The sequence below is a fragment of the Xanthomonas vasicola genome (assembly GCF_000772705.2).
In the GTDB taxonomy this organism is placed as follows: Bacteria; Pseudomonadota; Gammaproteobacteria; order Xanthomonadales; family Xanthomonadaceae; genus Xanthomonas; species Xanthomonas vasicola.
Genome location: NZ_JSBW02000031.1, coordinates 1 through 22,398 on the forward strand (window position 1 = coordinate 1; position 22,398 = coordinate 22,398).

At 64.2% G+C, this 22,398-nt stretch carries 12 protein-coding genes, 1 other RNA gene, 5 pseudogenes and 1 riboswitch; of the genes and pseudogenes, 8 read left to right on the top strand and 10 right to left on the bottom strand.

From position 1 onward, the window contains the following. Positions 1 to 431, bottom strand: a pseudogene (locus NX05_RS07330) (transposase family protein); the annotation flags it as partial. Positions 432 to 970: 539 nt separating this feature from the next. Here NX05_RS07330 and ybaL point away from each other — a divergent pair. From ybaL to NX05_RS07370, 8 genes are all read left to right on the top strand, one after another. Beyond that, complete coding sequence (gene ybaL / locus NX05_RS07335; protein WP_039437426.1) at positions 971 to 2,668, top strand: YbaL family putative K(+) efflux transporter; 1,698 nt, start codon at positions 971 to 973, stop codon at positions 2,666 to 2,668. Between the two features lie 341 nt (positions 2,669 to 3,009). Beyond that, a complete protein-coding gene (locus tag NX05_RS07340; protein WP_039437429.1) occupies positions 3,010 to 3,771 on the top strand; it encodes an HpcH/HpaI aldolase family protein in 762 nt (253 codons plus the stop codon). Beyond that, positions 3,772 to 5,913, top strand: coding sequence for a TonB-dependent receptor family protein (locus NX05_RS07345; RefSeq protein ID WP_039437432.1), 2,142 nt, complete (start codon positions 3,772 to 3,774; stop codon positions 5,911 to 5,913). 237 nt (positions 5,914 to 6,150) lie between these two features. Then, positions 6,151 to 7,377, top strand: coding sequence for an ATP-grasp domain-containing protein (locus tag NX05_RS07350; RefSeq protein ID WP_039437434.1), 1,227 nt, complete (start codon positions 6,151 to 6,153; stop codon positions 7,375 to 7,377). Beyond that, complete coding sequence (locus NX05_RS07355; protein WP_039437436.1) at positions 7,374 to 9,176, top strand: IucA/IucC family protein; 1,803 nt, start codon at positions 7,374 to 7,376, stop codon at positions 9,174 to 9,176. Before NX05_RS07350 ends, NX05_RS07355 begins: the two co-directional genes overlap by 4 nt. Continuing rightward, a complete protein-coding gene (locus NX05_RS07360) occupies positions 9,173 to 10,369 on the top strand; it encodes an MFS transporter (protein ID WP_017115122.1) in 1,197 nt (398 codons plus the stop codon). The genes NX05_RS07355 and NX05_RS07360 overlap by 4 nt, the downstream gene beginning before the upstream one ends. Beyond that, positions 10,347 to 12,116: an IucA/IucC family protein gene (locus tag NX05_RS07365; RefSeq protein WP_039437438.1), complete on the top strand. Its 1,770-nt coding sequence runs from the start codon at positions 10,347 to 10,349 to the stop codon at positions 12,114 to 12,116. Before NX05_RS07360 ends, NX05_RS07365 begins: the two co-directional genes overlap by 23 nt. Next, positions 12,113 to 13,402: a type III PLP-dependent enzyme gene (locus NX05_RS07370; RefSeq protein ID WP_039437441.1), complete on the top strand. Its 1,290-nt coding sequence runs from the start codon at positions 12,113 to 12,115 to the stop codon at positions 13,400 to 13,402. Before NX05_RS07365 ends, NX05_RS07370 begins: the two co-directional genes overlap by 4 nt. Here the strand turns inward: NX05_RS07370 and NX05_RS25235 are convergent. The 9 genes and pseudogenes from NX05_RS25235 to clpB all read right to left on the bottom strand — a co-directional run bounded on the left by NX05_RS25235 (position 13,306) and on the right by clpB (position 22,239). After that, positions 13,306 to 13,557, bottom strand: coding sequence for a GyrI-like domain-containing protein (locus NX05_RS25235; protein WP_315897518.1), 252 nt, complete (start codon positions 13,555 to 13,557; stop codon positions 13,306 to 13,308). The two genes, NX05_RS07370 and NX05_RS25235, sit on opposite strands and share 97 nt — an antisense overlap. Then, a pseudogene (locus NX05_RS22040) lies at positions 13,493 to 13,693 on the bottom strand (cobalamin biosynthesis protein); the annotation flags it as partial. The pseudogene NX05_RS22040 and the gene NX05_RS25235, both read right to left, overlap by 65 nt. A 70-nt stretch (positions 13,694 to 13,763) precedes the next feature. Next, a pseudogene (gene cobO, locus NX05_RS07380) lies at positions 13,764 to 14,386 on the bottom strand (cob(I)yrinic acid a,c-diamide adenosyltransferase). Then, a pseudogene (locus NX05_RS22045) lies at positions 14,370 to 14,752 on the bottom strand (hypothetical protein). Before NX05_RS22045 ends, cobO begins: the two co-directional pseudogenes overlap by 17 nt. Before the next feature lie 27 nt (positions 14,753 to 14,779). After that, positions 14,780 to 15,373: a hypothetical protein gene (locus NX05_RS07390; RefSeq protein WP_039437449.1), complete on the bottom strand. Its 594-nt coding sequence runs from the start codon at positions 15,371 to 15,373 to the stop codon at positions 14,780 to 14,782. A 160-nt stretch (positions 15,374 to 15,533) separates the two neighbouring features. Next, positions 15,534 to 15,608, bottom strand: a non-coding RNA gene (locus tag NX05_RS22050) — sX9 sRNA. A 61-nt stretch (positions 15,609 to 15,669) separates the two neighbouring features. Beyond that, a pseudogene (btuB, locus tag NX05_RS07395) lies at positions 15,670 to 17,612 on the bottom strand (TonB-dependent vitamin B12 receptor). A 55-nt stretch (positions 17,613 to 17,667) separates the two neighbouring features. Continuing rightward, a riboswitch (cobalamin riboswitch) is annotated at positions 17,668 to 17,890 on the bottom strand. A gap of 252 nt (positions 17,891 to 18,142) precedes the next feature. Further along, complete coding sequence (locus NX05_RS07400) at positions 18,143 to 19,429, bottom strand: O-acetylhomoserine aminocarboxypropyltransferase/cysteine synthase family protein (protein ID WP_039437452.1); 1,287 nt, start codon at positions 19,427 to 19,429, stop codon at positions 18,143 to 18,145. A gap of 224 nt (positions 19,430 to 19,653) precedes the next feature. Next, positions 19,654 to 22,239 (bottom strand): ATP-dependent chaperone ClpB, encoded by a 2,586-nt coding sequence (gene clpB / locus NX05_RS07405; RefSeq protein ID WP_039437456.1) that lies wholly within the window; start codon positions 22,237 to 22,239, stop codon positions 19,654 to 19,656. Positions 22,240 to 22,398 lie beyond the last annotated feature (159 nt).

The window sequence follows — 22,398 nt, forward strand, 5'->3', positions numbered from 1 at the left end:
CTGTGTGTACTTCTGCAATGTCGATATGAAAGTAGCCAATCGGATAGCTTTTAAACCGCTTCTTCGCGGCCTTGTCGCCCGTGATGTCGGGTAGCCGCGAGATGCCATGGCGCTGCAGGCAACGGTGAACGATGAGCGCGTCAGACGGGAATGCTTGGCTGCAGTGCGTAGAGACAGTCGTCCAGCGGCAGCAAGGTGTGCTTGCGGAAAGCGACAATCGCCGCCTCTTCCGTAACGGACAACACTGTGGGCCACGGCTGCGTCGGCCCGGTTGGCACATCGGCAACCGAGGTCCGCTTCTTCCACTTCGCCACCGTCTTTTGATGGATTCCGTAACGCTTGGAAAGCGCTCTCAGGCTCTCTTGACTCTGTTGTATCGCTCGACGGATCGCTTCTGTCGTAGTGGCGCTCCCGTGTAGAACCTGGCCCATAGTGCCTGCTTCCACTCGATGGAAAATGATGCACCATCAAATCCTGGGATCAAACACCTGGCTAACCTGCGTGGCAGGAAGCGGTCTGTTGAAGAACGCAGCGTCATCAATAGTGGCGAGCCGCGCTGTTGGAAATCGTCACGCGCACCTTGCGCAGGTGCGAGGCCGTGGCGCCAGACTCGCTGCGTTGGCGGTCGTTGGAATATATGTTGCGACGCAGCTTTCGCAGCAACTGCGCATTGTGCAGTGCATACGCTGATCAGTGTCCGGTACGTCAAGTGACGCCGATCGACACCGCAGAAGCACACCATACCCAGCGCGCATACCATCCGCCTTTGCGCGCATGCGCCGCATGTCGCATCGCGTTAATCATGCGCTGTGTACTATGGGCGTCCGGCCAACCGGACCTGTTGTGCGGTCCTGTTCCCCTCGCCGGGACACCAGCCATCACCACGCAATGCCCGCAGGCGACGCCCGGCGCAGTGCCGTTGGCTGGATCGACCTCGACGCTCTCCCGGACACTCTCACAACGGATTGGAATGCATCACGACACCAGCCTCATCGACATCATCGCCGTCGGCCTCGCGGTCGCCTTCATCCTTGGCACGCTCGCGCAAAAGGTGAAGCTCTCGCCGCTGGTCGGCTATCTGCTGGCCGGTGTGTGCGTGGGGCCATTTACGCCAGGCTTCGTGGCCGACCAGACCATCGCCAACCAGCTGTCCGAGCTGGGTGTGATGTTGCTGATGTTCGGGGTGGGACTGCATTTTTCGCTCGACGACTTGATGGAGGTGAAGTGGATCGCGGTGCCCGGTGCGCTGGCGCAGATCGTCGTGGCCACCTTGCTCGGCTGGGCGCTGGCGTGGAGCATGGGCTGGTCGCTGATTCACGGCCTGGTGTTCGGCCTGGCGCTGTCGGTGGCCAGCACCGTGGTGCTGCTGCGTGCGCTGGAAGAACGCCGTTTGCTGGACACCCAGCGCGGCCGCATCGCGGTGGGCTGGCTGATCGTCGAAGACCTGGTGATGGTGCTGGCGTTGGTGTTGTTGCCGGCGCTGGCGGATGTGCTCGGCACCGGCACGCCAACGACAGCGCACGACGCGCAATCGCCGTCGCTGCTGGCCGCGCTCGGCGTGACCTTGCTCAAGATGGTGGCATTTGTCGCGGCGATGCTGGTCATCGGCCGGCGCGTGATTCCGTGGTCGCTGGAAAACGTAGCGGCAACCGGCTCGCGCGAACTGTTCACCCTGGCCGTGCTCGGGATCGCGCTGGGCGTGGCATTCGTCTCGGCCACGTTGTTTGGTGTGTCGTTCGCGCTGGGCGCCTTCTTCGCCGGCATGCTGCTCAAGGAATCCGAACTCAGCCACAAGGCGGCCAGCGATTCGCTGCCGTTGCGCGATGCGTTCGCAGTGCTGTTCTTCGTCTCGGTCGGTATGTTGTTCGACCCAATGATTCTTGTTGCGCACCCATGGCAGGTGCTGGCGACCTTCCTGACCATTACCGTGGGCAAGTCGCTGGCGGCGTTCCTGATCGTGCGTGCGTTCGGCCACCCCACCGGCACCGCGCTGACCATTTCCACCAGCCTGGCGCAGATCGGCGAGTTCTCTTTCATCCTGGCCGGGCTGGGCGTGCAGCTGGCAATCCTGCCCGAGACCGGGCGCGATCTGATTCTTGCCGGCGCGCTGCTGTCGATTGTGGCCAACCCGTTCCTGTTCTCGTGGCTGGATCGCTGGCAGGCCAAGCAGGCCCAGGACGCTCCGGCCGCCGTAGAGCCGGAACTGCCGCCCGGCCCGCCGCTGCCGGCGGATGGACACGCCATCGTGATCGGCTACGGCCGCGTGGGCAGCTCGTTGGCGCAGTTGCTGCGCAGCCGCGGCGTGCCGGTGCTGGTGATCGACGACAACGGCGACCACGTGGCCAAGGCACATGCCGCCGGTATTCCAGGCATCCGTGGCAGCGCCGCGGCCGACCGCGTGCTGGCCGAGGCGCGCCCGGAGCACGCCAAGATCGCGATCCTGGCCATTCCGCAGCCGCTGGAAGCCGGCGAAGCGCTGGCCAAGCTGCGCGCGATCAACCCCTCGCTGACCTTGCTGGCACGCGCGCACAGCGATGCGGAAGTGAAGCATCTGCTCGACCATGGCGCCGACGGCGCGGTGTTGGCCGAACGCGAACTGGCTTATTCGCTGGCCGAGATGGTGATGTCCACACCGCCGTACCGCGCGTTGAATGTGCCGGCGTCATAGGTACGCATGCATCTGCACGCAAAGGACGCTCTTCCAATGGCCGGTGGGCCTGGAAGGCGCTACATCTGCGCACTGGTTGGTTGTAGAGCTGGCGCGCCCGCACGGCCGTAAGCGCTGCCGCTTGCAGCAGCGGCGTCCTCCTAGATATCCAACGAATCGAGCCCGCAGGCGTTCAAGGCCTGCGGGCTTTTTTATTGCGGGCAGTCACTTCAGATTGAAAACATTGACCTGACCACCGGTTACAACGGCGACCAGGATCACAAAGAGCATCCGCCAGACACACTTGATAATCATTCCTATTAAGCGCAGGATGAGCGCCCGTTTCCCTGGCAATCTCTTCCATGACGGTTGCAGTCGGCATCCTCAACGCAGTGCCAAGCGTGCAGCTCTGCGAATTGCTGGGCCGCATTGGCTATGGCTTTGTGGTGCTCGACCTGGAGCATGTGCTGCGCGCGCCCGATGAACTTGAACATGCCATCCGCGCCTGTGAGCTCTCCGGCAGCGAAGCCTGGGTACGCGTGCCGGAGGTGAACGAAAAACTGATTGGCCGGGTGCTGGATGCCGGCGCGCGCGGGATCGTGATTCCGCGAGCTGAGTCTGCGGCGCAGATCGTCAACGCCGTCGCCGCGGCACGCTTCCCGCCGCTGGGCCGGCGCGGCATCACCGGCGGCCGTGTCACCGGTTTCGGCAATATCGATTTGCCCACCTACATCGCGCAGGCCAATGCCGATGTCCGCATCGTGCCGATGATCGAAAGCGCCGCAGGTATTGCCGCACTTGCGGAAATCCTCGCCGTGCCCGGCGTGGCCTTGGTGATGGAAGGCGCGCTGGATCTTGCGCTGGATCTAGGCCTGGGCCCGCAGCCCACGCATCCACAGGTGTGGGAGCTGCTGCTGCAACTGCATGCGCATTGCAGTGCTGCCAACGTGCCGTTTTGCCCCAACCCGCGCACCGATGCGCAACGCGCGCACTGGCTGCAACAGCCCGCGCTGCGCTGGCTGCTCGCCGGCGAAGACCGCGCACTGATTCAACGCGCATTGCGCGGTCAGCTGGCCAGTTTTGCCGTCCCTACTTCACCACCCGCCTGCAGGAGCACGCCGTAGATGTCGACGTTCCGTTTCCACGCCCTGGCCATCGCCATCGCAGCGATCACGCTGATCCTGCCGCCGCTGGCACGTGCTGCCGACACGCCGGTGGCCGATGCGGTTGATGCCACCGATGGCGACGCGCCGATCCGTGCGCTTGACGCGGTCCAGGTGCAAGGCAGCCTGCTCGGGCGTTCCAAACCCGACGATGTGCAACGTTATGCCGGCAGCCGCCAGGTTATTGATCGTGAGCAGCTGCGCAATGGCGGCACTCGTTCGCTGGACGATGCGTTGCAGCGCGTGCCCGGCATCAAGATCTTCGACGAAACCGGTACCGGCGCACTGCCGCAGATCATGCTGCGCGGCCTATACGAAAGCCGCAGCGGCCGCGTGCAGGTGCTGGAAGACGGCATTCCGCTGGCATTGGCACCTTATGGGCAGACCAGCCTGTCGCTGTTTCCGGTGGGGTTGAATCAAATCGACCGCATCGACATCGTACGCGGCGGTGCGGCTGTGCAGTACGGGCCGAACAACGTGGGCGGGGTGATCAATCTGGTCAGCAAGGAGATCCCGAGCGAGTGGAGCACCACGCTGGCGCACAAGGTCGCCGCCGGCGGCCAAGGCCAGTTCCTGCAGGACAGTGCGCTCAGCAGCGGCGGATACCTCACCGACAATTTCGGCATGCAGGTGGATGCCAATCGCACCTCTGGTGAGTACTGGCGCGCACATAGCGACACCGACATCAGCAATCTGCGCGTGCGTGCGGAGTGGTGGCTGGACGACACCACGTTACTCAAGGCCAGCGTGCAGCGTTATCTGGTCGACATGGATCTGGCCGGCGCACTCAGTCCGGACGATTACCGGCGCGACCCGCGCCAGTCCACGCGCCCGCTGGATAGCTTCAATGGCCGCACCACGCGTGCGTCGCTGAGCTACGAGCAGTTGCTGGGCGACTGGGGCCCGATGCAGGACGTGCGCCTGGATTGGACCAACTTCAACGCTCGCAGTAGCCGCAATTTCATCGTCGGCATGCGTCAGGCCTCCAGCGAAACCTGGCGCTCGGACCTGCCGCCGCAACTGCGCCAGACCGCGCCACGCGACTTCCGCGTCGTCGGCAGTGAGCCGCGTTTGAGCTGGACCATGGGCGATGCCGCTGGCGTGCGCCAGCAGTGGACAGCCGGTGTGCGTGCAGTGCGCGAGGACATCGATTTCCTGGTTGGCAATCTGCGTCTGCGCGATGGATTATTCACCACTGTGCGCGATTGGCAATTCGAAGACCGCGCGTTGGCCGCGTACGTCAGCAACGCCATCACCCTGCCGGACGCGCGCGTGACGGTTACACCGGGACTGCGCTACGAGCGCCTGGATTCGCGCTATTTCAATCGCGCCACCGGCGTCAGCACGCTCAACCAGACACGCGATGTCTTGCCTGGCCTGACGTTGGGCTTCCAGGCAAACGAGCAGTGGTTCTTCTATGCCGACGGCCAGCGTTCGATGCGCGCCCCGCAGGTTACCCAGATCATCTTCGGCAACAACCTGGATGCCGAACTGGCATGGAATTACGAAGCCGGCACACGCTATCAGCCCAATGAGCGCACGCGCATCCAACTGGGCGGATACCTCATCGATTTCGATCAGCAGATTCAGCTGGACAACACCACGCGCGTGTTCCGCAACCTGGGCAAGACCCGTCATCAAGGTGGTGAGCTGGAACTGCAATGGAGCCCGGAGCAACTGCGTGCGTTTACCCTCAACGCCAGCTATGCGTATCTGGATGCCAGCCAGGAATCGGGCAAATTCCGCGGCTTCCGCGTGCCTTACACCTCGCGCAACCAGATCACGCTGGGCGGCACCTACGCACTCGGTCACACCACTGTCGCGCTTTCCGGCTATTACTTCAGCAAGGCCTTCAGCGACGCAGCCAACACCGTGCAAGAGAATGCCATCGCCTCGGTCGGCCAATTGCCGTCCTACATGGTGTGGAACACGCAGGTGAGCCATACCCTGTTCGAACGCGATGGACAAAAATTCAGCGCATCGTTGGCGATCAACAATCTGTTCGACCGGCAATACTGGTTCCGTGGCGTCGATACCAGCCCGTGGGGGCGTCAGGCCGCACCGGCACGGACCGTCACCGCCGGGCTGGAATACACGTTTTAAGTCTGCATCACTGAGCAAACGCTGCACCCGACCAACACACAGGCGCGTTGGTCGCCCCTGAGAGCAACGGCGGTCGCGCTGGCGACTGTCACAGACAACACGGCGTGCATGAGGCACGCGTCACTGCCGCAGCACGCGGCATGCGATCGACGTATCGCAGGCCACCCAACGCCACATGGCGCCAGGCAGCCCGTTTCAGTACCGGTTTTTCCACCGTCCTGTTGAACGAGAGCTGCCATGACTGCGACATCCGCTGCACCGTTGGTGATCCTCACCCATGTCTGCCATCCGGCCATTACCGAAGGTTTTCTGCCGGCTGCGCACGCGCTCGGCCTGCCGGTGTGGTTGCTCACCGACCACCGGCGCGATCACCTGGCCTATTTCCGCGAGCACCCCACGCATGCGCCGCAGCAGGTGATCGAATGCGATGTGTTCAACCCACTCGGCGTGCTGGACGTGCTGCACGATGCCGACATCGTGCCGCGTGCGGTGTTCAGCAATAGCGACCATCTGCAGACCAGCACCGCACTGGTGGCCGCGGCCCTTGGCCTGCCGGGCAAGGATTGGCAAGTGTGTTACGCGGCAAAGAACAAGGCCGCGATGCGCCAACGCTTGCGTGCACAGGGCCTGCCCTGCCCCTGGTTTTGCACACTGTCCCCTGGCGCCGCATTGCCCGCGAAGATACCGTGGCCGGTCGTGGCCAAACCGCGCGAAGGCGTGGCGAGTCTGGACGTGCGCCACTGCGCCGATGCTATGCAATTGCAGGCGTATCTGGACGATGTGTGGCAGCGCCATCCGCAGCGCACCGTGTTGCTGGAACGCATGCTGGAAGGTGCGCTGTTTACGTTGGAGACCCTCGGTGACGGCAACGGCCTGCAGGCCATCGGAGGCTTCAAGGTGCAGCTATCGCCACCGCCACACTTCGTCGAATGCGAAGCGCAGTGGGATGCCGATGTGGATACGCCGGTGATCGCGCAGGCGCTGCAACAACTGCGTGGGTTCGGCGTCGGCTTCGGCCTATGCCATAGCGAATTCATTCTCACCAGCGACGGGCCGGTGCTGGTGGAGATCAATTACCGCAGCATCGGCGACCGCCGTGAGTTCCTGCTCGACGAGATGTTTTCCAAACAATGGTTCAACGCGGCGCTGGCACCGCATCTGGGCCTGCCGTTGCCGCAACTGCGCAGCGCGCGTGCGCATGCCTTGCTGCGCTACTACGTGGCCGAGCACGACGGCGAATTGGTCACCGCCAGCGAAGACCGCCGCCACCATGATGCGCACTGCGACGTGCAGTACCGGCGGATGCGCACACCCGGCGAGCGCATCCGCCTGAGCCATTCCAACAAGGATTACCTGGGCGTGCTGAGCGCACTGGCCAGCGATGCGCAGGCGCTGCAACACGCCGTGGTGCAGGCCGAAGCCGGCCTGCAATGGCGCATCGATCACGCGGAGCTGCGCGCATGAGCAGCGTGGCCGACCAACGTTACATCGCCACCCGCATCATCGATGCCTGCCTGCGCGAAGACCTGCGTGGGATTGTCAGCCGCGGCAGTGCCGCAATACCGGATGCGGGTTTGCTGGCGCAATGGAACGATCCCAGCCCGGTGGAAGGCTGGTGGCGCATCGCACACTTGCCCGGTGGCACGGTGTGGTTGCCGATCCAACGTCAGGGCGCGCTGCAGGACATCGGCGCCCGCGGCGACAGCTGGATCGTGCAGGGAAGCGATTGCGTACATGTCGAACATGGGGCGCAGGCGTGGCTGCAACGCATGAGTGCCGAACTGGATGCCGAAACGCAACAGCTGCATCGCGCCTACGCCGAGGAAGCCGCCTGCGCCGCTGCGCATCGCGGGCTGGCACGGCAGGCCTACCACGCACAGGTGCCGGCCTTGAGCAATGCGCTACAGCACCCCGATGCCGCCGAGCGTGCATACCGCTGTGATCAGCTAGCCAGCTACCGCGACCATCCGTTTTACCCCACTGCGCGCGCCAAGGCCGGGCTGGATGCAGCAGAACTCCGCCACTACGCGCCGGAATTTGCGCCGACCTTCGCACTGCGCTGGCTGGCGATTCCGCAGGCGTTGGCGCAATGCACCAGCGCCCCGCCAGCGGAGCTATGGCCGAGTTGTGAAAGCCTGGGACTGCCGCCTGAGCTGGCTGCCACGCATGTCGCCTGGCCGGTGCATCCATTGGTGTGGGAGCGATTGGAGCAGGACGGCTTGGCGCTGCCTGAGGGCGTGCTGCGCGCGCCCAACGCCTGGCTGGACGTGCGCCCGACGCTGTCGGTGCGCACGCTGGTGCCGCTGCAACATCCGCAACTGCATCTCAAACTACCGATCCCGATGCGCACGCTGGGCGCACTCAATCTGCGTCTGATCAAGCCCTCCACGCTGTACGACGGGTATTGGCTGGAGCGCGCATTGCGGCGCATCGATGCGCTTGATCCCGCGCTGCAAGGCCGTTGTGTGTTTGTCGACGAATCGCATGGCGGACATATCGGGCAAACACGGCATCTGGCCTATCTGGTACGGCGTTACCCAGCAAAGGACGATGCCACACTGGTGCCGGTGGCCGCGCTATGCGCCCCCATGCCAGATGGCCGCCCGATGGCGATCCATCTGGCCGAGCGCTTTGCACAGGGCGATGTGCTGCATTGGTGGCGCAACTACACCGAACTACTGCTCGCCGTGCATCTGCGCCTTTGGCTGCGCTACGGCATTGCGTTGGAAGCCAATCAGCAGAACAGCGTGCTGGTGTATGCGGATGGCCAGCCCACGCGTTTGTTGATGAAGGACAACGACGCTGCGCGGATCGCCATGCCGCAACTGCGTGCAGCGCTGCCGGATGTGGATGCATTGGGACCGCTGCAGGATGAAAGGATTGCGGTGGACGATCCACTGGCGTTGGCACAAATGTTCTGCACCATCGTGCTGCAGCTGGATCTGCAGGCGGTGCTGGAAGGCCTGGCCGAATGGCAGTCCGCGCTGCGCACGCCGCTGTACGCGCAGCTGCAGGCGCAATTTGCTGCGACGCTGGCGCAACTGGACGCCGACGACATCGACACTAGCCCTGCGCGCCGCCTCTTGGCCGCGCCAAGGCTGCCGGTGAAATACCTGCTCAGTGCCGGCAGCCTGCTCAGCAAGCAACTCACCGGGGCGACTGACATCAACAAGTTCTACGGTGACAGCGCGCCCAATCCATTCGGCGCTGCGTTCGTTGATGCGCAACACCCGCCGCGCAAGCAAGCGGGCGCGCAGCGATGAGGCGCATTCTGGGTCCGGTGCTGGCTGCGCACTATCTCGCGGCATTCACCGCATTGGGCATGCCGCTGTTTCTGCCGCAGGTCCTGGCCGAACTTGCACCATCGGCCGCAGTGGGCTGGAGCGGCGTGCTGTATGTGTTGCCCACGCTGTGCACCGCGTTGACGGCGAGCACGTGGGGGCGTTTGGCAGACCGCTATGGACGCAAGCGCTCGTTGCTGCGCGCGCAACTGGGGTTGGCGCTGGGCTTTGCGATTGCCGGTTTCGCGCCGTCGCTGACCTGGCTGGTGATCGGCCTGATCGTGCAAGGCACCTGCGGCGGCTCGCTGGCGGCGGCCAATGCGTATCTGGCCAGCCAGCCGCACGCCGGCCCGTTGGCACGCGCGTTGGACTGGACGCAGTACTCGGCGCGTCTTGCCATGGTGAGCGCACCTGCATTGCTGGGCCTGGCAATAGCACTGGGCCCGGCGCAATCGCTGTATCGCGCACTGGCGTTGCTGCCGTTGATCGCGTTTGCGTTGACCTGGCGGCTGCCGCCGGATCAACCCGCTGCGCGAGCACAAGCTGCCGGCAAACCTTCAACCTCTTCGAAGCACGCAGCTTCATCGCCCGTATCAATGCGAACCATCACAGCGCCACTGTGGCCCGCCTTGTTACTCGCACAGTTTTTGTTCTGTTTCGCGATGGTGGTGACGTTCCCCTACTTCATCCCGTACGCACTCGCGCGCGGCGCCGGCCACGATGCGCTCGCCGGTCTGCTCTACAGCCTGCCGCATCTGGTGTATCTGGTGGTGCTGCCGTGGTGGCGACGCGGCGATGGCGAGGCGTGGCTGGTGCCGGGCCTGGCGTTGTTCGCAGTGGCCTGCGTGTGGCAGGCGTTCTTGCACGATGCCGTCGCGTTGGCGGCGGCGCGGCTGTTGTTCGGCTTCGGCATGTTGTTCGGCCTGCGTGGACTCAACCGCAGCTTGGCGGCCGTTGCCAACGGCCATGGCGCCGGGCGCCTGTTCGGTCGCTTCGATGCCTGCGGCAAATGGGCCGGTGTCTTCGCCGGTGCGGCTGCCGGTGCGTTGGCGCAGGCGTCCGGCCCCGCCACCCCTTTCCTGGCTGCCGCGCTGGCTGCGGCCGCTGCTGCGCTCACCGTCCTGGTGCGCTTCCCTTCGAGGAGAACTGCCGATGTCGCCGCACACGATGCATGACCCCTGGTACGACAGCATGGCCGACGCGCAGGCCTGCAGCTGCTGGTTGAACTGCTACCTGCGCGAGTTCGCGATTCCGCAGCACATGGCCGACTTCGACTATCGCGGGCTGGATCGCCCCGGCCCGCGCGTTGCCGAACAACGCTGGCTACGCATCGACCTGGGCGAAGCCGGCGCGCTGTGCGTGCGGATTGCCTATGCCGATCGCCTGGGTCGCTGCCGCTTCGCCTCCACGCCGTTTCTCAAGAGCGCCGGCAAGCCGTGGCATAGCCTGGACGCGGATGCGTTGGCGCGCTGCCTGTTGCAGACCTTGGGCAGCGCAAAGTCCGTCAACCCCGAACTGCTTGCGCAAAGCGCGAATAGCGTGGCGATCACCGCTGCGTTATTGCAACAGGCGCAAGGCATAGCAGACACCGGCGAAGCCATGATCGACGCCGAACAATCGATGCTGTGGGGGCACGCATTGCACCCGACGCCGAAGAGCCGCGAAGGCGTGGATCTGGATCAGGTGCTGGCCTGCGCGCCGGAAGCACGTGCCTCGTTCCAGCTGTTCTGGTTCCGCATCGACCCACGCCTGTTGCGCACGCAGGGGCGCGATGTGCGCGCCACGCTGAAGCAGCTAAGCGGCAGCCACGATCTCTACCCCTGCCATCCCTGGGAAGCGCAGCGGCTGCTCGACGACCCATTGCTGCGCACCCTGCAGGCGCGCGGCCTGATCACGCCGGTCGGGCCGTTGGGCGATGCCGTGCGGCCGACCTCGTCGGTACGCACGCTATATCACCCGGAACTTGCGTATTTCTTCAAATGCTCGGTGCATGTGCGGCTCACCAACTGCGTGCGCAAAAACGCGTGGTACGAATTGGAAAGTGCGGTTGCGCTCACCGAACTGTTGGCACCGAGCTGGCGTGCCCTAACCACGCAGGTGCCGGGCTTCGATGTGATGCTGGAACCGGCGGCCACCTCGCTGGAGGTCGCGCAGGTCGACCCCGCATTGCACGCTGCCGACCCGCTAGCGGCGCGGGCGCTGTCGGAGAGCTTCGGCATTCTGTATCGGCAAACCATTCCTGCCGCGCAACGTGCACGTTGGCAACCGCAGGTGGCTGCGGCCTTGTTCACCTGCGATGCGCAGGGCAATAGCGTGTGCGCCGCACGCTTGCAGGCGCTTGCCAACGCGCACATCGACCGGCAGACGGCCACAGTGCTGTGGTTCCGCGCCTACGCCGGACTGCTGCTGGACGGCGTATGGAGCGCGCTGTTCCAGCACGGCATCGCGCTGGAACCGCATCTGCAGAACACGGTGATCGGTTGCGCCGACGGCTGGCCGACACGTGTGTGGATTCGCGACCTGGAAGGCACCAAGCTGCTTGCGCATCACTGGCCCGCCGCACGCCTGCACGGCGTGGGTGAGCGCGCGCGGCAATCGCTGTACTACACGCCCGAACAGGGCTGGAACCGCGTTGCGTATTGCGCGTTGGTCAACAACCTGGCCGAAGCGATCTTTCACCTCACCGAAGGCGATGCCGTGTTGGAAGCGCGCCTGTGGCAATGCGTGGGCGAGATGGCCGCACGCTGGCAGCAACGCCATGGCGCGCAAGCCGCGTTGCAGGGTCTGATCGACGGCGCACCACTGCCCGGCAAAAACAATCTGGGCACACGTGTGTGGCAGCGCGCCGACCGCCAATCCGATTACACCGCGCTGCCCAATCCCATCCCACGTATCACGGCGGCGCGGCGGGTGGCAGCATGATCCTGCACATCGATACCGCTGCGGTGCTTGCTGCCTTGCCGCAGGTGCGCGAGCGCTGCGATGGCCCGATCTGCGCGTACGTCTACGACTTGGCGGCACTGGACGCGCATGCGGCATGGATGCGTGCGCAGCTGCCGCCGCGGTGCGAGTTGTTTTATGCAGCAAAAGCCAATGCCGAGCCGCCGATTCTGCGTACGCTGGCAGCGCATGTGGATGGCTTCGAAGCTGCATCCGGTGGCGAACTCGCCTGGCTGCATGCACAGCAACCGCAAGCTGCGTTGTTGTTCGGCGGTCCGGGGAAACTTGATACCGAGCTCGCCCAGGCAGCCGCCCTGCCCGACTGCACCGTGCATGTGGAAAGCCTGAGCGAGCTCGAACGCCTGGCGGCAATCGCAGCGCATGCCGGTCGCTGCGTGTCGGTGTTTCTGCGCATGAACATCGCAGTGCCCGGTGCGCAGAGCACGCGCTTGATGATGGGCGGGCATCCCTCACCGTTCGGCCTGGATCCGTGCGATCTGGATACAGCGATGCAGTTGCTGCAGGCAAGCCCATCGCTGCGCCTGGAAGGCTTCCACTTTCATCTGATGTCGCATCAGCGCGATGCCGCCGCACAACTGCATCTGATCGCCGCTTACCTGCGCACCGTGCAGCAATGGCGGCACACCTATGCCCTAGGCCCACTACGGGTGAATGCCGGTGGCGGCTTCGGTGTGGACTATCTGGCGCCGGAATTGTCGTTCGACTGGGCCGGCTTCTGCGCCGGGCTGCCTGCCTTGCTGCACGAACATGGCACTGACCTGCGCCTGCGCCTGGAGCCCGGCCGCTATGTCAGCGCAAGCTGTGGTTGGTACTTGATGGAAGTGCTCGATCTCAAACGCAGCCACGGCGCCTGGTTTGCGGTTGCCCGCGGCGGCACCCATCACTTCCGCACGCCGGCCGCGCAGGCGCACGATCATCCGTTCCGTGTGTTGCGTGGCGCGCGCGCGCCCGTGTTACGCGACACCCCGGTGACCCTGGTAGGCCAGCTATGCACGCCCAAGGATGTGCTGGCACGCGACCAGCATGTCGCCGCACTGGCACCGGGCGATTGCTTGGCCTTTCCGCTGGCCGGCGCGTATGCGTGGAATATTTCGCACCAGCAATTTCTGATGCATCCGGCGCCGCAGATGGTGTTTTTGCCGGCGACGCATTACATGGGTGATGCGGCCTTGCCAGATAACTGCACCGGCACCCGTATATCTGCACGCAACTGCGCTTCGGCGACGATTTGTGGGTCGTCGAGATAGAGGTAATGCAGCGGTGCTTCGCGCAGTGCATAACCGCTGTTCGGTAACCACCCTGCGAGCCATTGGTCGAGCACGTCTTCCAGTCCCGCGTAATCCCCACGTGACGCAGCACCGCGTGCGTACCAGCGGTGAGTTGGCGCAGCTGCATGGGCAATGGTGGCGTTGGTCGCGGTGCAGGCGCGCTTTGATGCGCTGCGCCCAGGTACCGAACAGCACCAGCGGATGCGCGCACCGCGGCTCACCGAGCAGCAGGTCCAGGAGCACGGCAGCGGCGGCAATCACCAGCAACATGGCGTGCAGCCCTGCGCCATGGCAGTCAGCATGCCGAGCACTGCAACGCGTGGCACGCGCTCAGCCACGGCTACAGCTCGATGCCAAGCTGCGCCTTGAAGCCGGTATTGAAGGCATGCGTGATCAGACGCATTTCGGTGACAGTGTCGGCGGCCTCAATTAGCCCAGACGGCGCACCGCGCCCGGCGATCACCACATGCTGGCCCGGGGGTCGCGCGGCCACGGCGGCAAGCACCTCATCCAGCGCGCTGTCGTCTTTGACCAATGCGATGTTGAGTTCGTCTAGCAGCACGAAGTCGTAGCGCGCATCGGCCAGCATGCCGCGCGCGACCTGCCAAGCCGCCTGCGCGGCAGCGATGTCGAGTGCACGGTCCTGGGTTTCCCAGGTGAAGCCTTCGTCCATCACGTGGTCATCGAACAATCTGGAAAACGGCGGAAAAACGCTTCTTCGCCAGTCGAAAACGGGCCCTTGATGAAGTGCACCACACCGCAGTACAACCCATGCCCAAGCGAGCGCGCCAGCATGCCAACGCCGGACGAACTCTTGCCCTTGCCATTGCCGGTGTTGACCAGCGGCACACCGCGATCGATCACCGCGCGGGCAATGCGCCTGTCGACCACCTCCTTCTTGCGCTGCGCACGTTCGCGGTAATGCGCGTCATCTTGCTCGGGGTGCTCATGCGCGTGCTCCATTGGGTAAACATGTGCCGGCGGCGCGTAGTGCGGCCAGCAGCGCGAAGGCCAGACCGACGTAACCGGCCAAGCTGCCGAGCGCGCGTAGGTAATCTGCCGGCACGCGCACAAAAAAAGCGGCCAGCGTGGCATGCGGGTAGCGACCGGACAGAAAATAAGAACCGCCTTTGGAGAGTAGATAAGCGGCGCTGCACTCCCGAACAGCAGCGGCAACATCCACGGCGGGCGCAGCAACGCACCGGCCAGAAAAAACACGGCCCATGAGGCGCTGGGCAAGGCGCCCACGCTCGCAACGTGTTCGCCACGCGTGCAGACCATCACCGCCGCAAGTGCGATGCCGCAGGCCCGGGCTGTTTCACCGTGCAACGACAGCAGCGACGCGCGGCGCCACTATCACGACAAGTCCAGAGGCGTGGAGAACTGCGTTACGGCGCGCGCATGGCGCCAGCGCAGCACGCACAATTCGGCTGCCAGCACCACCGCCAAATACAAGGCTGTCGTGCGCACGAACAGCGGGCCCCATTGCCAGGCGCACTGCAGATACTGCGCCCAATGCGGGTCAGTGTGGCACCCACCCCACCAGTAGAACGCGCTATTGGAGATCAAGAACGACAGCACAGCGGCCAAGGTTCCCAGACCCCAGGCGATGCTCAGCGATGCAGCATCGGCGCGCAGGCGTGCGTGATACGTACGCCCGGCGTACCAGAGCACGCCATAGGCAGCGGGCAATGCAGCGTAAGCCGCGGTGATGCAAAAGTCGCTGACGCCGGCCAGACTGACGGCGGCCCAATCGATCGCCACCGACAACCCCAACAAGGCGAGAAAGTAGCCGTGCCGCCGCAATGCCAGACCACCGAGGGAAAACACGGCCATGGACGCGTCCGGCAGGTGCAGCCAATCGCTCGTGTGATGAAAGCGGGTCGCTGTCATCACTAGCATCGAAGCGATGAACACCAAGCGCTCGGAAGAGCGTGACAACGGCGGCATCGATGGGGTCCTTCGGGTTTTCGGTCGCCAACCAGGCGACGCAACAGACATCAGGCAAACGACCGGCCCGTGCAAACCGTAGCGATCCTTGCATCTAGCGGCAAGCGCCGACTGCGCGGTCTAACCTGCGCGCGGCCAGTGTTGTCGGCACGCTTGGAGGGGATAACAAGACGTAGCCAACAGTCGCCAGCTGGGCGTGGACGGCGCGCAGGAACCGCGTGTCCGAGTGGTACATGCCGATTCCGGGCACCGGCGGCCCCCGTCCGGTGGCTGCGCAGTGTTTTTGTTAGCTGCGCTTATTGCGCCGGCTGGTAGCGCAAGGTCAACAGATAATTGCGGCCCGGTTGGGCGTACCAGCGTGCCGTTTCGTACTGGCGGTCGAACACATTGTTGGCGGCCAGTTGCACCTTCCAGTCTGCGTTCACTGCATAGCTCACGCGCAGATCCAGCAAGCCGTAGCCGGCCAGGCGTTCGGTATTGGCCAGATCGTCGTAACGCGCGCCCGATCCGAACAGGCTTGCGCCAACACCGAATGCACCGATGCTGCGGTCGGCGTCGATACGCCCGCTCTGGCGCGCACGCCGCGGCAACCAGTTGCCGTGATTGGCGTCGCCATCGGCCTGCGGCGCAAGCCAGGTCAATGTACTGCGAAGAGTCCATCCAGCCAGTTCGGTGTCATAGCCGGCTTCCACGCCGCGGATGCGCGCCCGATCAATATTGTTCGGTTGCCCGAACGGATGCGTCGCATCCACCAACGACGCGTCGTAGGCAATCAGGTCGTCGATGCGGGTCTGAAACGCGCTGAGCGTCCAGGTGCCCCAGTCATAGCGACCGCGTAAGCCAAGCTCGGCGCTCTTGGAAGTTTCCGGCCCCAGCAACGGATTGCCGTAATCGGGTTATACAGCTCGTTGAACGTTGGCGCCTTGAATGCAGTGCCATAGCTGGCAGTCAGCCGCAGATGGTCGGCGAAATCCCAGCCCCACAGCAGGCTGCCGGTGGTCTTGCCACCGAACTGACTGTTGTCGTTGCGGCGCAGGCTGGCCTGCAGCGATTGGCTGCCGAACGTCTGCTGCCATTGCGCAAATGCGGCGCGGTCGATGCGGCTGTCGGCATTGTAGGTGTCGCTGCTGGCAATGGCGTCACGCTGCCAATCGAAGCCGACCGTGAGCAGGCCGGGGCCGGTATCGAGATCGGCCTGCAACGCGCCCTGCTTGCGGCGGGTGTCGTAGGTCGAAAGGTATGCACCTTCGTAATACGCATCGCTCAGATCGGCGCTGCTGCCCACGCTCGCGGTGAGCTTGAGCGCATCGCTGGGCGCGTAACGCACGCGGCCACCGAAGGCCTGCTGCACGCCTTTACTCAGATTGCCGCCGAATGCCGAGCCGTCGTATTCAGTGCGGCTTTGCGCGCGCAGCGCATGCACATCCGCGTCCCACTGGCGATTGAAACGCCAGCCGCCCTGCGCGCTCAACGAATCGTTGCGATAGCCATCGCGGTCGGGGTCGTACGCGCTTGAGCTGGTGTCCAGATACGCGTTAATGCCATCGGTTTCGTCGTGCACGGCATTCACCGAGTACCAACCGCCGGCGTCGCTCAGATCGCCTGCGCTGCGCCCGGCAACGCCCGCGCCGTAGCGGCGCGCGTTGTCGCTGCCGGCCGCCACACTCAAGCTCGGCACGAAACTGCCTTGCGGGCGACGGGTAAAGATCTGGATCACCCCGCCCAACGCTTCGGAGCCGTACAGGCTGGAAAACGGGCCGCGCACGATTTCGATCCGTTCAATCTGTTCGATCGGCAGATCCTGCAGCGCCGTGCCGCCGGCAGTGACCGAACCGATGCGCACGCCATCGATCAGCACCACCACCTGGTCGGCTTCGGTGCCACGCAGGAACAGTGAGGTCGCTTTGCCGGGCCCACCATTATTGGCCAGCGACACGCCCGCCTCGCCGCGCAACAGGTCCTGCAGCGAATTGACCTGGCGACGCTCGATCTGCGCGCGGTCGATCACGGTGACCGGCGCCAGCGTCTGGTCCTGGGTCTGTGCGGTGCGCGAGGCGGTGACCACGACTTCGTCAAGATCGATGGCAGCCTCGGCCTGGGCCAGATTGGCCACACACAGCAAGAGTCCCACGGCGAGCACGGCACGAGGCGGCAAAACGGAAGAAAGCGACATCAACTGCTGCTCCTGGAACCGCGCCAACCCGCGCGTGGGCAATGGGAATGGGGTGGCAAGCAGCAACGGGCCAGGAGTCCGACGCGCAGCGCCAGACGAACAAGGCCACGCCCACCGCGTGCCGGATCACCCCCTACAGGCCGGTCTCCGGGCTCGCGAGTGGAAGCTGGCGCCTCCGATGCCGCGCCTTCCCATGCACATGCACAGTGGCGTGTTGCGGCATCTGACCTCGCCTACCGTTGCGGGGGCAGCTCCGGAATTGCAGCTCGCCAAGGCGATCCGCGCACCGGATTCCCGTTTAAACCACCGGCCAGCCGGCAGCCACCTCAGGGGCGCGCATGGTAGCAGGCGCCTCCGAGGTCTGCGACCACCGGCCAAACCAAGCGCGCCGCCATGCGCTGGATGGCGTAATTGCCAGTCCCTTCTCCCACCGGGACGTTGTTCTCCTTGATGGGGGAGAGCTGCCCCAAGGGGAGGATGAGGGGGCGCCTCAGGGAGCTGTCAGTGGTTGCAATGACAACCGCGTCGCCACGCGCCTTCAGAGGTGAAACAGCCCCAAGCCGTGCTCTGGCACTTGACGGAAGGGGCTAAAAGCATCACGCCCCCTGCAGCGCCTGCTCCAGATCGGCCAGCAAGTCATCGATATGTTCGATACCGATCGACAACCGAACGGTGTCTTCGCTAACACCGGCATGTTCCAGTTCCGCCGGGCCGAGTTGACGGTGCGTGGTCGATGCCGGATGCGTCGCCAGCGACTTCGCATCGCCGATATTCACTAGCCGCGTGAACAGCTGCAGCGCATCCAGAAACCGCGCACCTGCCGCACGACCACCGGGCAGGCCGAAGGTCAGCACGCCCGAGCCATGCCCACCCAGATATTTTTGCGCCAGCGCATGCTCAGGATGGCCCGGCAGCGCGGCGTAATTGACCCATGCAACGCGTGCGTGCGCTTGCAGATACCTGGCAATTGCCAGCGTGTTGGCATTGATGCGCTCCATGCGCAGCGGCAGCGTTTCGATCCCTTGCAGGATCAAAAATGCATTGAATGGCGACAACGCCGCGCCGGTATTGCGCAGCGGCACCACACGTGCGCGACCGATGTAGGCGGCATCGCCCAGCGCTTCGGTGTATACCACGCCGTGGTAGCTCACGTCCGGCGCGTTGAGACGCGCAAACCGTTGCTTGTGTTTCGCCCACGGGAAGCGCCCGCTGTCCACGATCGCCCCACCGATGCTGTTGCCATGTCCACCCAGATACTTGGTGAGCGAATGCACCACGATGTCCGCGCCGAAGTCGATTGGCCGCAGCAATGACGGCGTGGCGACGGTGTTGTCCACGATCAACGGCACACCGTGCGCGTGTGCCACTGCCGCCACCGCTTCGATATCGGTGATGTTGCCGCGTGGATTGCCGATCGATTCCACGAACACCGCCTTGGTGCGTTCGTCGATCAGCCCGGCGAACGCCTGCGGATCGCGATAATCGGCAAAGCGCGTGCTGATACCGAATTGCGGCAGCGTATGCGCGAACAGATTGTAAGTGCCGCCATACAAGGCACTGGACGAGACGATATTGTCGCCCGCCTCGGCGATGGTCTGAATGGCATACGTTACCGCCGCCTGCCCCGATGCCAGCGCCAAGGCACCGATGCCGCCTTCCAACGCGGCCACGCGCTGCTCCAGCACATCGTTGGTCGGGTTCATGATGCGGCTGTAGATGTTGCCCTGCACCTTCAGATCGAACAGGTCCGCGCCATGCTGGGTATCGTCGAACGCATACGCCACCGTCTGATAGATCGGCACCGCCACCGCACGCGTCGTCGGATCGGGACGATAACCGCCGTGCACGGCGATGGTTTCAGGCTTCCACTGCGGATCGGTCATGGCACGGCTCGCTCGGACAGGAGTGCCGACCATAGCCGGCCCTGCACGCATGTCTGCAAACGAGCAGTGATGAACTTATGCCGCCGCGTTGTGAGCGCCAACAACATGCCGCAGATGCCGTCCACAAGGTGCCAATACATCATGCAAACGGGCACTGCCTGCGCAGTGCCCGTTGATGACTCCGACCCATGCCAGCGATGCACGCGCACAACCGCCGCTGCGTCTCAGCCCTTGGTGAACACCAAACGCCCGCCATCCGCACGCACGCGCACGCTGTCGCCGCTGAGGTACTGGCCGGAGAGAATCTGCTGGGCAAGCGGGTTTTCCACCTGCGACTGGATCGCGCGCTTGAGCGGGCGTGCGCCGTACACCGGGTCGAAGCCGACATTGCCCAACAATTCCAGCGCGGCATCGTCCAGGTCCAGCTTGAGGCCGCGCTCGGCCAGGCGCTTCTCCAGGCCATGCAGCTGGATGCGCGCAATTGATTTGATCTGCGCCTTGTTCAGCGGATGGAACACCACGATGTCGTCGAGCCGGTTGATGAACTCCGGGCGGAAGTGGGCCTGCACCACGCCCATCACCGCTGCCTTCATCTGCGTGTAAGCCTCGGCGCTGCCATCGCCGGACAACTCCTGGATCTGGTGCGAACCCAGGTTGGAGGTCATCACGATGACGGTGTTGCGGAAGTCCACGGTGCGGCCCTGGCCATCGGTGAGACGGCCATCGTCGAGCACCTGCAGCAGAATGTTGAAGACATCGGCATGCGCCTTTTCCACTTCGTCCAGCAGGATCAATGAATACGGGCGACGACGCACTGCCTCGGTGAGATAGCCGCCCTCTTCATAGCCCACGTAACCCGGAGGCGCACCGATCAGGCGCGACACCGAATGCTTCTCCATGAACTCGCTCATGTCGATGCGAATCATCGCTTCGGTGCTGTCGAACAGGAAATCCGCCAGTGCCTTGCACAGCTCGGTCTTGCCCACACCGGTCGGGCCCAGGAACAGGAACGAACCGCTCGGGCGATTGGGATCAGACAGGCCGGCACGCGAGCGGCGCACCGCATCGGAGACCACCTTGATGGCCTCGTTTTGCCCAACCACGCGGTGATGCAGCTCGTCTTCCATGCGCAACAACTTGTCGCGCTCGCCTTCGAGCATCTTGTTGACCGGAATGCCGGTCCAGCGCGACACCACTTCGGCAATTTCTTCGGCGGTCACGCGGTCCTGCACCAGCTTGAAGTCGTGGTGTTCCACTTCGTTGGCAAGCAGCATCTGCTTTTCCAGTTGCGGCAACACGCCGTACTGGATCTCGCTCATCTTTGCGTAGTCCTGCCGGCGCTGTGCGGCCTCCAGCTCCAGCTTGGCGTGCTCAATCTGCTCCTTGATCTTGGTAGTACCCTGCAACGCAGCCTTCTCCGATTTCCACACCTCGTTGAGGTCGGAGAATTCGCGTTCGAGCTTATCGATATCGCTCTCCAGATCGGCCAGGCGCTGACGTGAGGCCTCATCCTTCTCCTTCTTCAACATTTCGCGCTGGATCTTGAGCTGGATCAGGCGGCGCTCCAGGCGGTCGAGCTCCTCCGGCTTGGAGTCGATCTCCATGCGGATGCGCGATGCGGCTTCGTCCATCAAATCGATGGCCTTGTCCGGCAATTGGCGATCGGTGATGTAGCGATTGGAGAGCGTGGCAGCGGCGACGATTGCCGGGTCGGTGATCTCCACGCCGTGATGCACGGCGTAACGTTCCTTCAGCCCACGCAGGATCGCGATGGTGTCTTCCACCGTCGGCTCGCCCACGAACACTTTCTGGAAGCGGCGCTCCAGCGCGGCGTCTTTTTCGATGTATTTGCGGTATTCGTCCAGCGTGGTGGCGCCGATGCAATGCAACTCGCCGCGCGCCAGCGCTGGCTTCAGCATGTTGCCGGCATCCATCGCGCCATCGGCCTTGCCTGCACCGACCATGGTGTGCAGCTCATCGATGAACAGGATGATCTGGCCTTCGTTCTTGGACAGGTCGCTGAGCACCGCCTTCAAACGCTCTTCGAATTCGCCGCGGAATTTGGCACCGGCAATCAGCGCGCCCATGTCCAGCGACAACACGCGCTTGCCGCGCAGGCCTTCGGGCACTTCGCCGTTGATGATGCGCTGGGCCAGGCCTTCAACAATGGCGGTCTTGCCCACGCCAGGCTCGCCGATCAGCACCGGGTTGTTCTTGGTGCGACGCTGCAAAACCTGGATGGTGCGGCGAATTTCTTCATCGCGGCCGATCACCGGATCGAGCTTGCCGCTCTCGGCACGCGCGGTCAGGTCGATGGTGTATTTCTCCAGCGCCTGGCGCTGCTCTTCGGCATTTTCAGACTGCACGGTTTCGCCGCCACGCAGCTTGTCGATGGCCGCCTCGATCTTCTTCTTGTCACCGCCGGCCGCGCGCAACGCCACGCCCAGCGGGCTGGCATCGTCAGCGGCAGCCAGCACGAACCATTCGCTGGCGATGAAGGCGTCGCCATGTTGCTGGGCGAGCTTGTCGGTCTGGTTGAGCAGGCGGTTGAGATCGTTACCGATCGACAGATTGCCTTCCTGCCCGGACACCTTGGGCAGCGTGTCCAGCGCCTCGCCCAGCCGCTCGCGCAGCAGCGGCACGTTGACGCCGGCCTGCGACAGCAATGGGCGCGTGCTGCCGCCGCTTTGGTCGAGTAGCGCGGCCAGCACGTGCACCGGCTCGATGATGTTGTGGTCGCGGCCAACGGCCAGCGACTGCGCGTCGGCCAGCGCCTGCTGGAACCGCGAGGTGAGCTTGTCCATCCGCATGGGGAAATCCTCTGAACTGGTGGCCGGCAACGCCGGCGATACCGTGCAGATGCGGTTGCCGAGCGAGGTTTCAAGGTTTGCCGGTGCTGGAGGCGCGCATCAGATAGGGCCAGTACCGCCCACGGGCGGGCTTGCGAAGGCAGTGCACGCAGGCGGCTT

Bases quoted from the DNA above. Each gene is read 5' to 3' on its own strand.
- ybaL (WP_039437426.1), top strand. From the start codon at position 971: ATGCATCACGACACCAGCCTCATCGACATCATCGCCGTCGGCCTCGCG.
- NX05_RS07340 (WP_039437429.1), top strand. From the start codon at position 3,010: ATGACGGTTGCAGTCGGCATCCTCAACGCAGTGCCAAGCGTGCAGCTC.
- NX05_RS07345 (WP_039437432.1), top strand. From the start codon at position 3,772: ATGTCGACGTTCCGTTTCCACGCCCTGGCCATCGCCATCGCAGCGATC.
- NX05_RS07350 (WP_039437434.1), top strand. From the start codon at position 6,151: ATGACTGCGACATCCGCTGCACCGTTGGTGATCCTCACCCATGTCTGC.
- NX05_RS07355 (WP_039437436.1), top strand. From the start codon at position 7,374: ATGAGCAGCGTGGCCGACCAACGTTACATCGCCACCCGCATCATCGAT.
- NX05_RS07360 (WP_017115122.1), top strand. From the start codon at position 9,173: ATGAGGCGCATTCTGGGTCCGGTGCTGGCTGCGCACTATCTCGCGGCA.
- NX05_RS07365 (WP_039437438.1), top strand. From the start codon at position 10,347: ATGTCGCCGCACACGATGCATGACCCCTGGTACGACAGCATGGCCGAC.
- NX05_RS07370 (WP_039437441.1), top strand. From the start codon at position 12,113: ATGATCCTGCACATCGATACCGCTGCGGTGCTTGCTGCCTTGCCGCAG.
- NX05_RS07390 (WP_039437449.1), bottom strand. From the start codon at position 15,373: ATGCCGCCGTTGTCACGCTCTTCCGAGCGCTTGGTGTTCATCGCTTCG.
- NX05_RS07400 (WP_039437452.1), bottom strand. From the start codon at position 19,429: ATGACCGATCCGCAGTGGAAGCCTGAAACCATCGCCGTGCACGGCGGT.
- clpB (WP_039437456.1), bottom strand. From the start codon at position 22,239: ATGCGGATGGACAAGCTCACCTCGCGGTTCCAGCAGGCGCTGGCCGAC.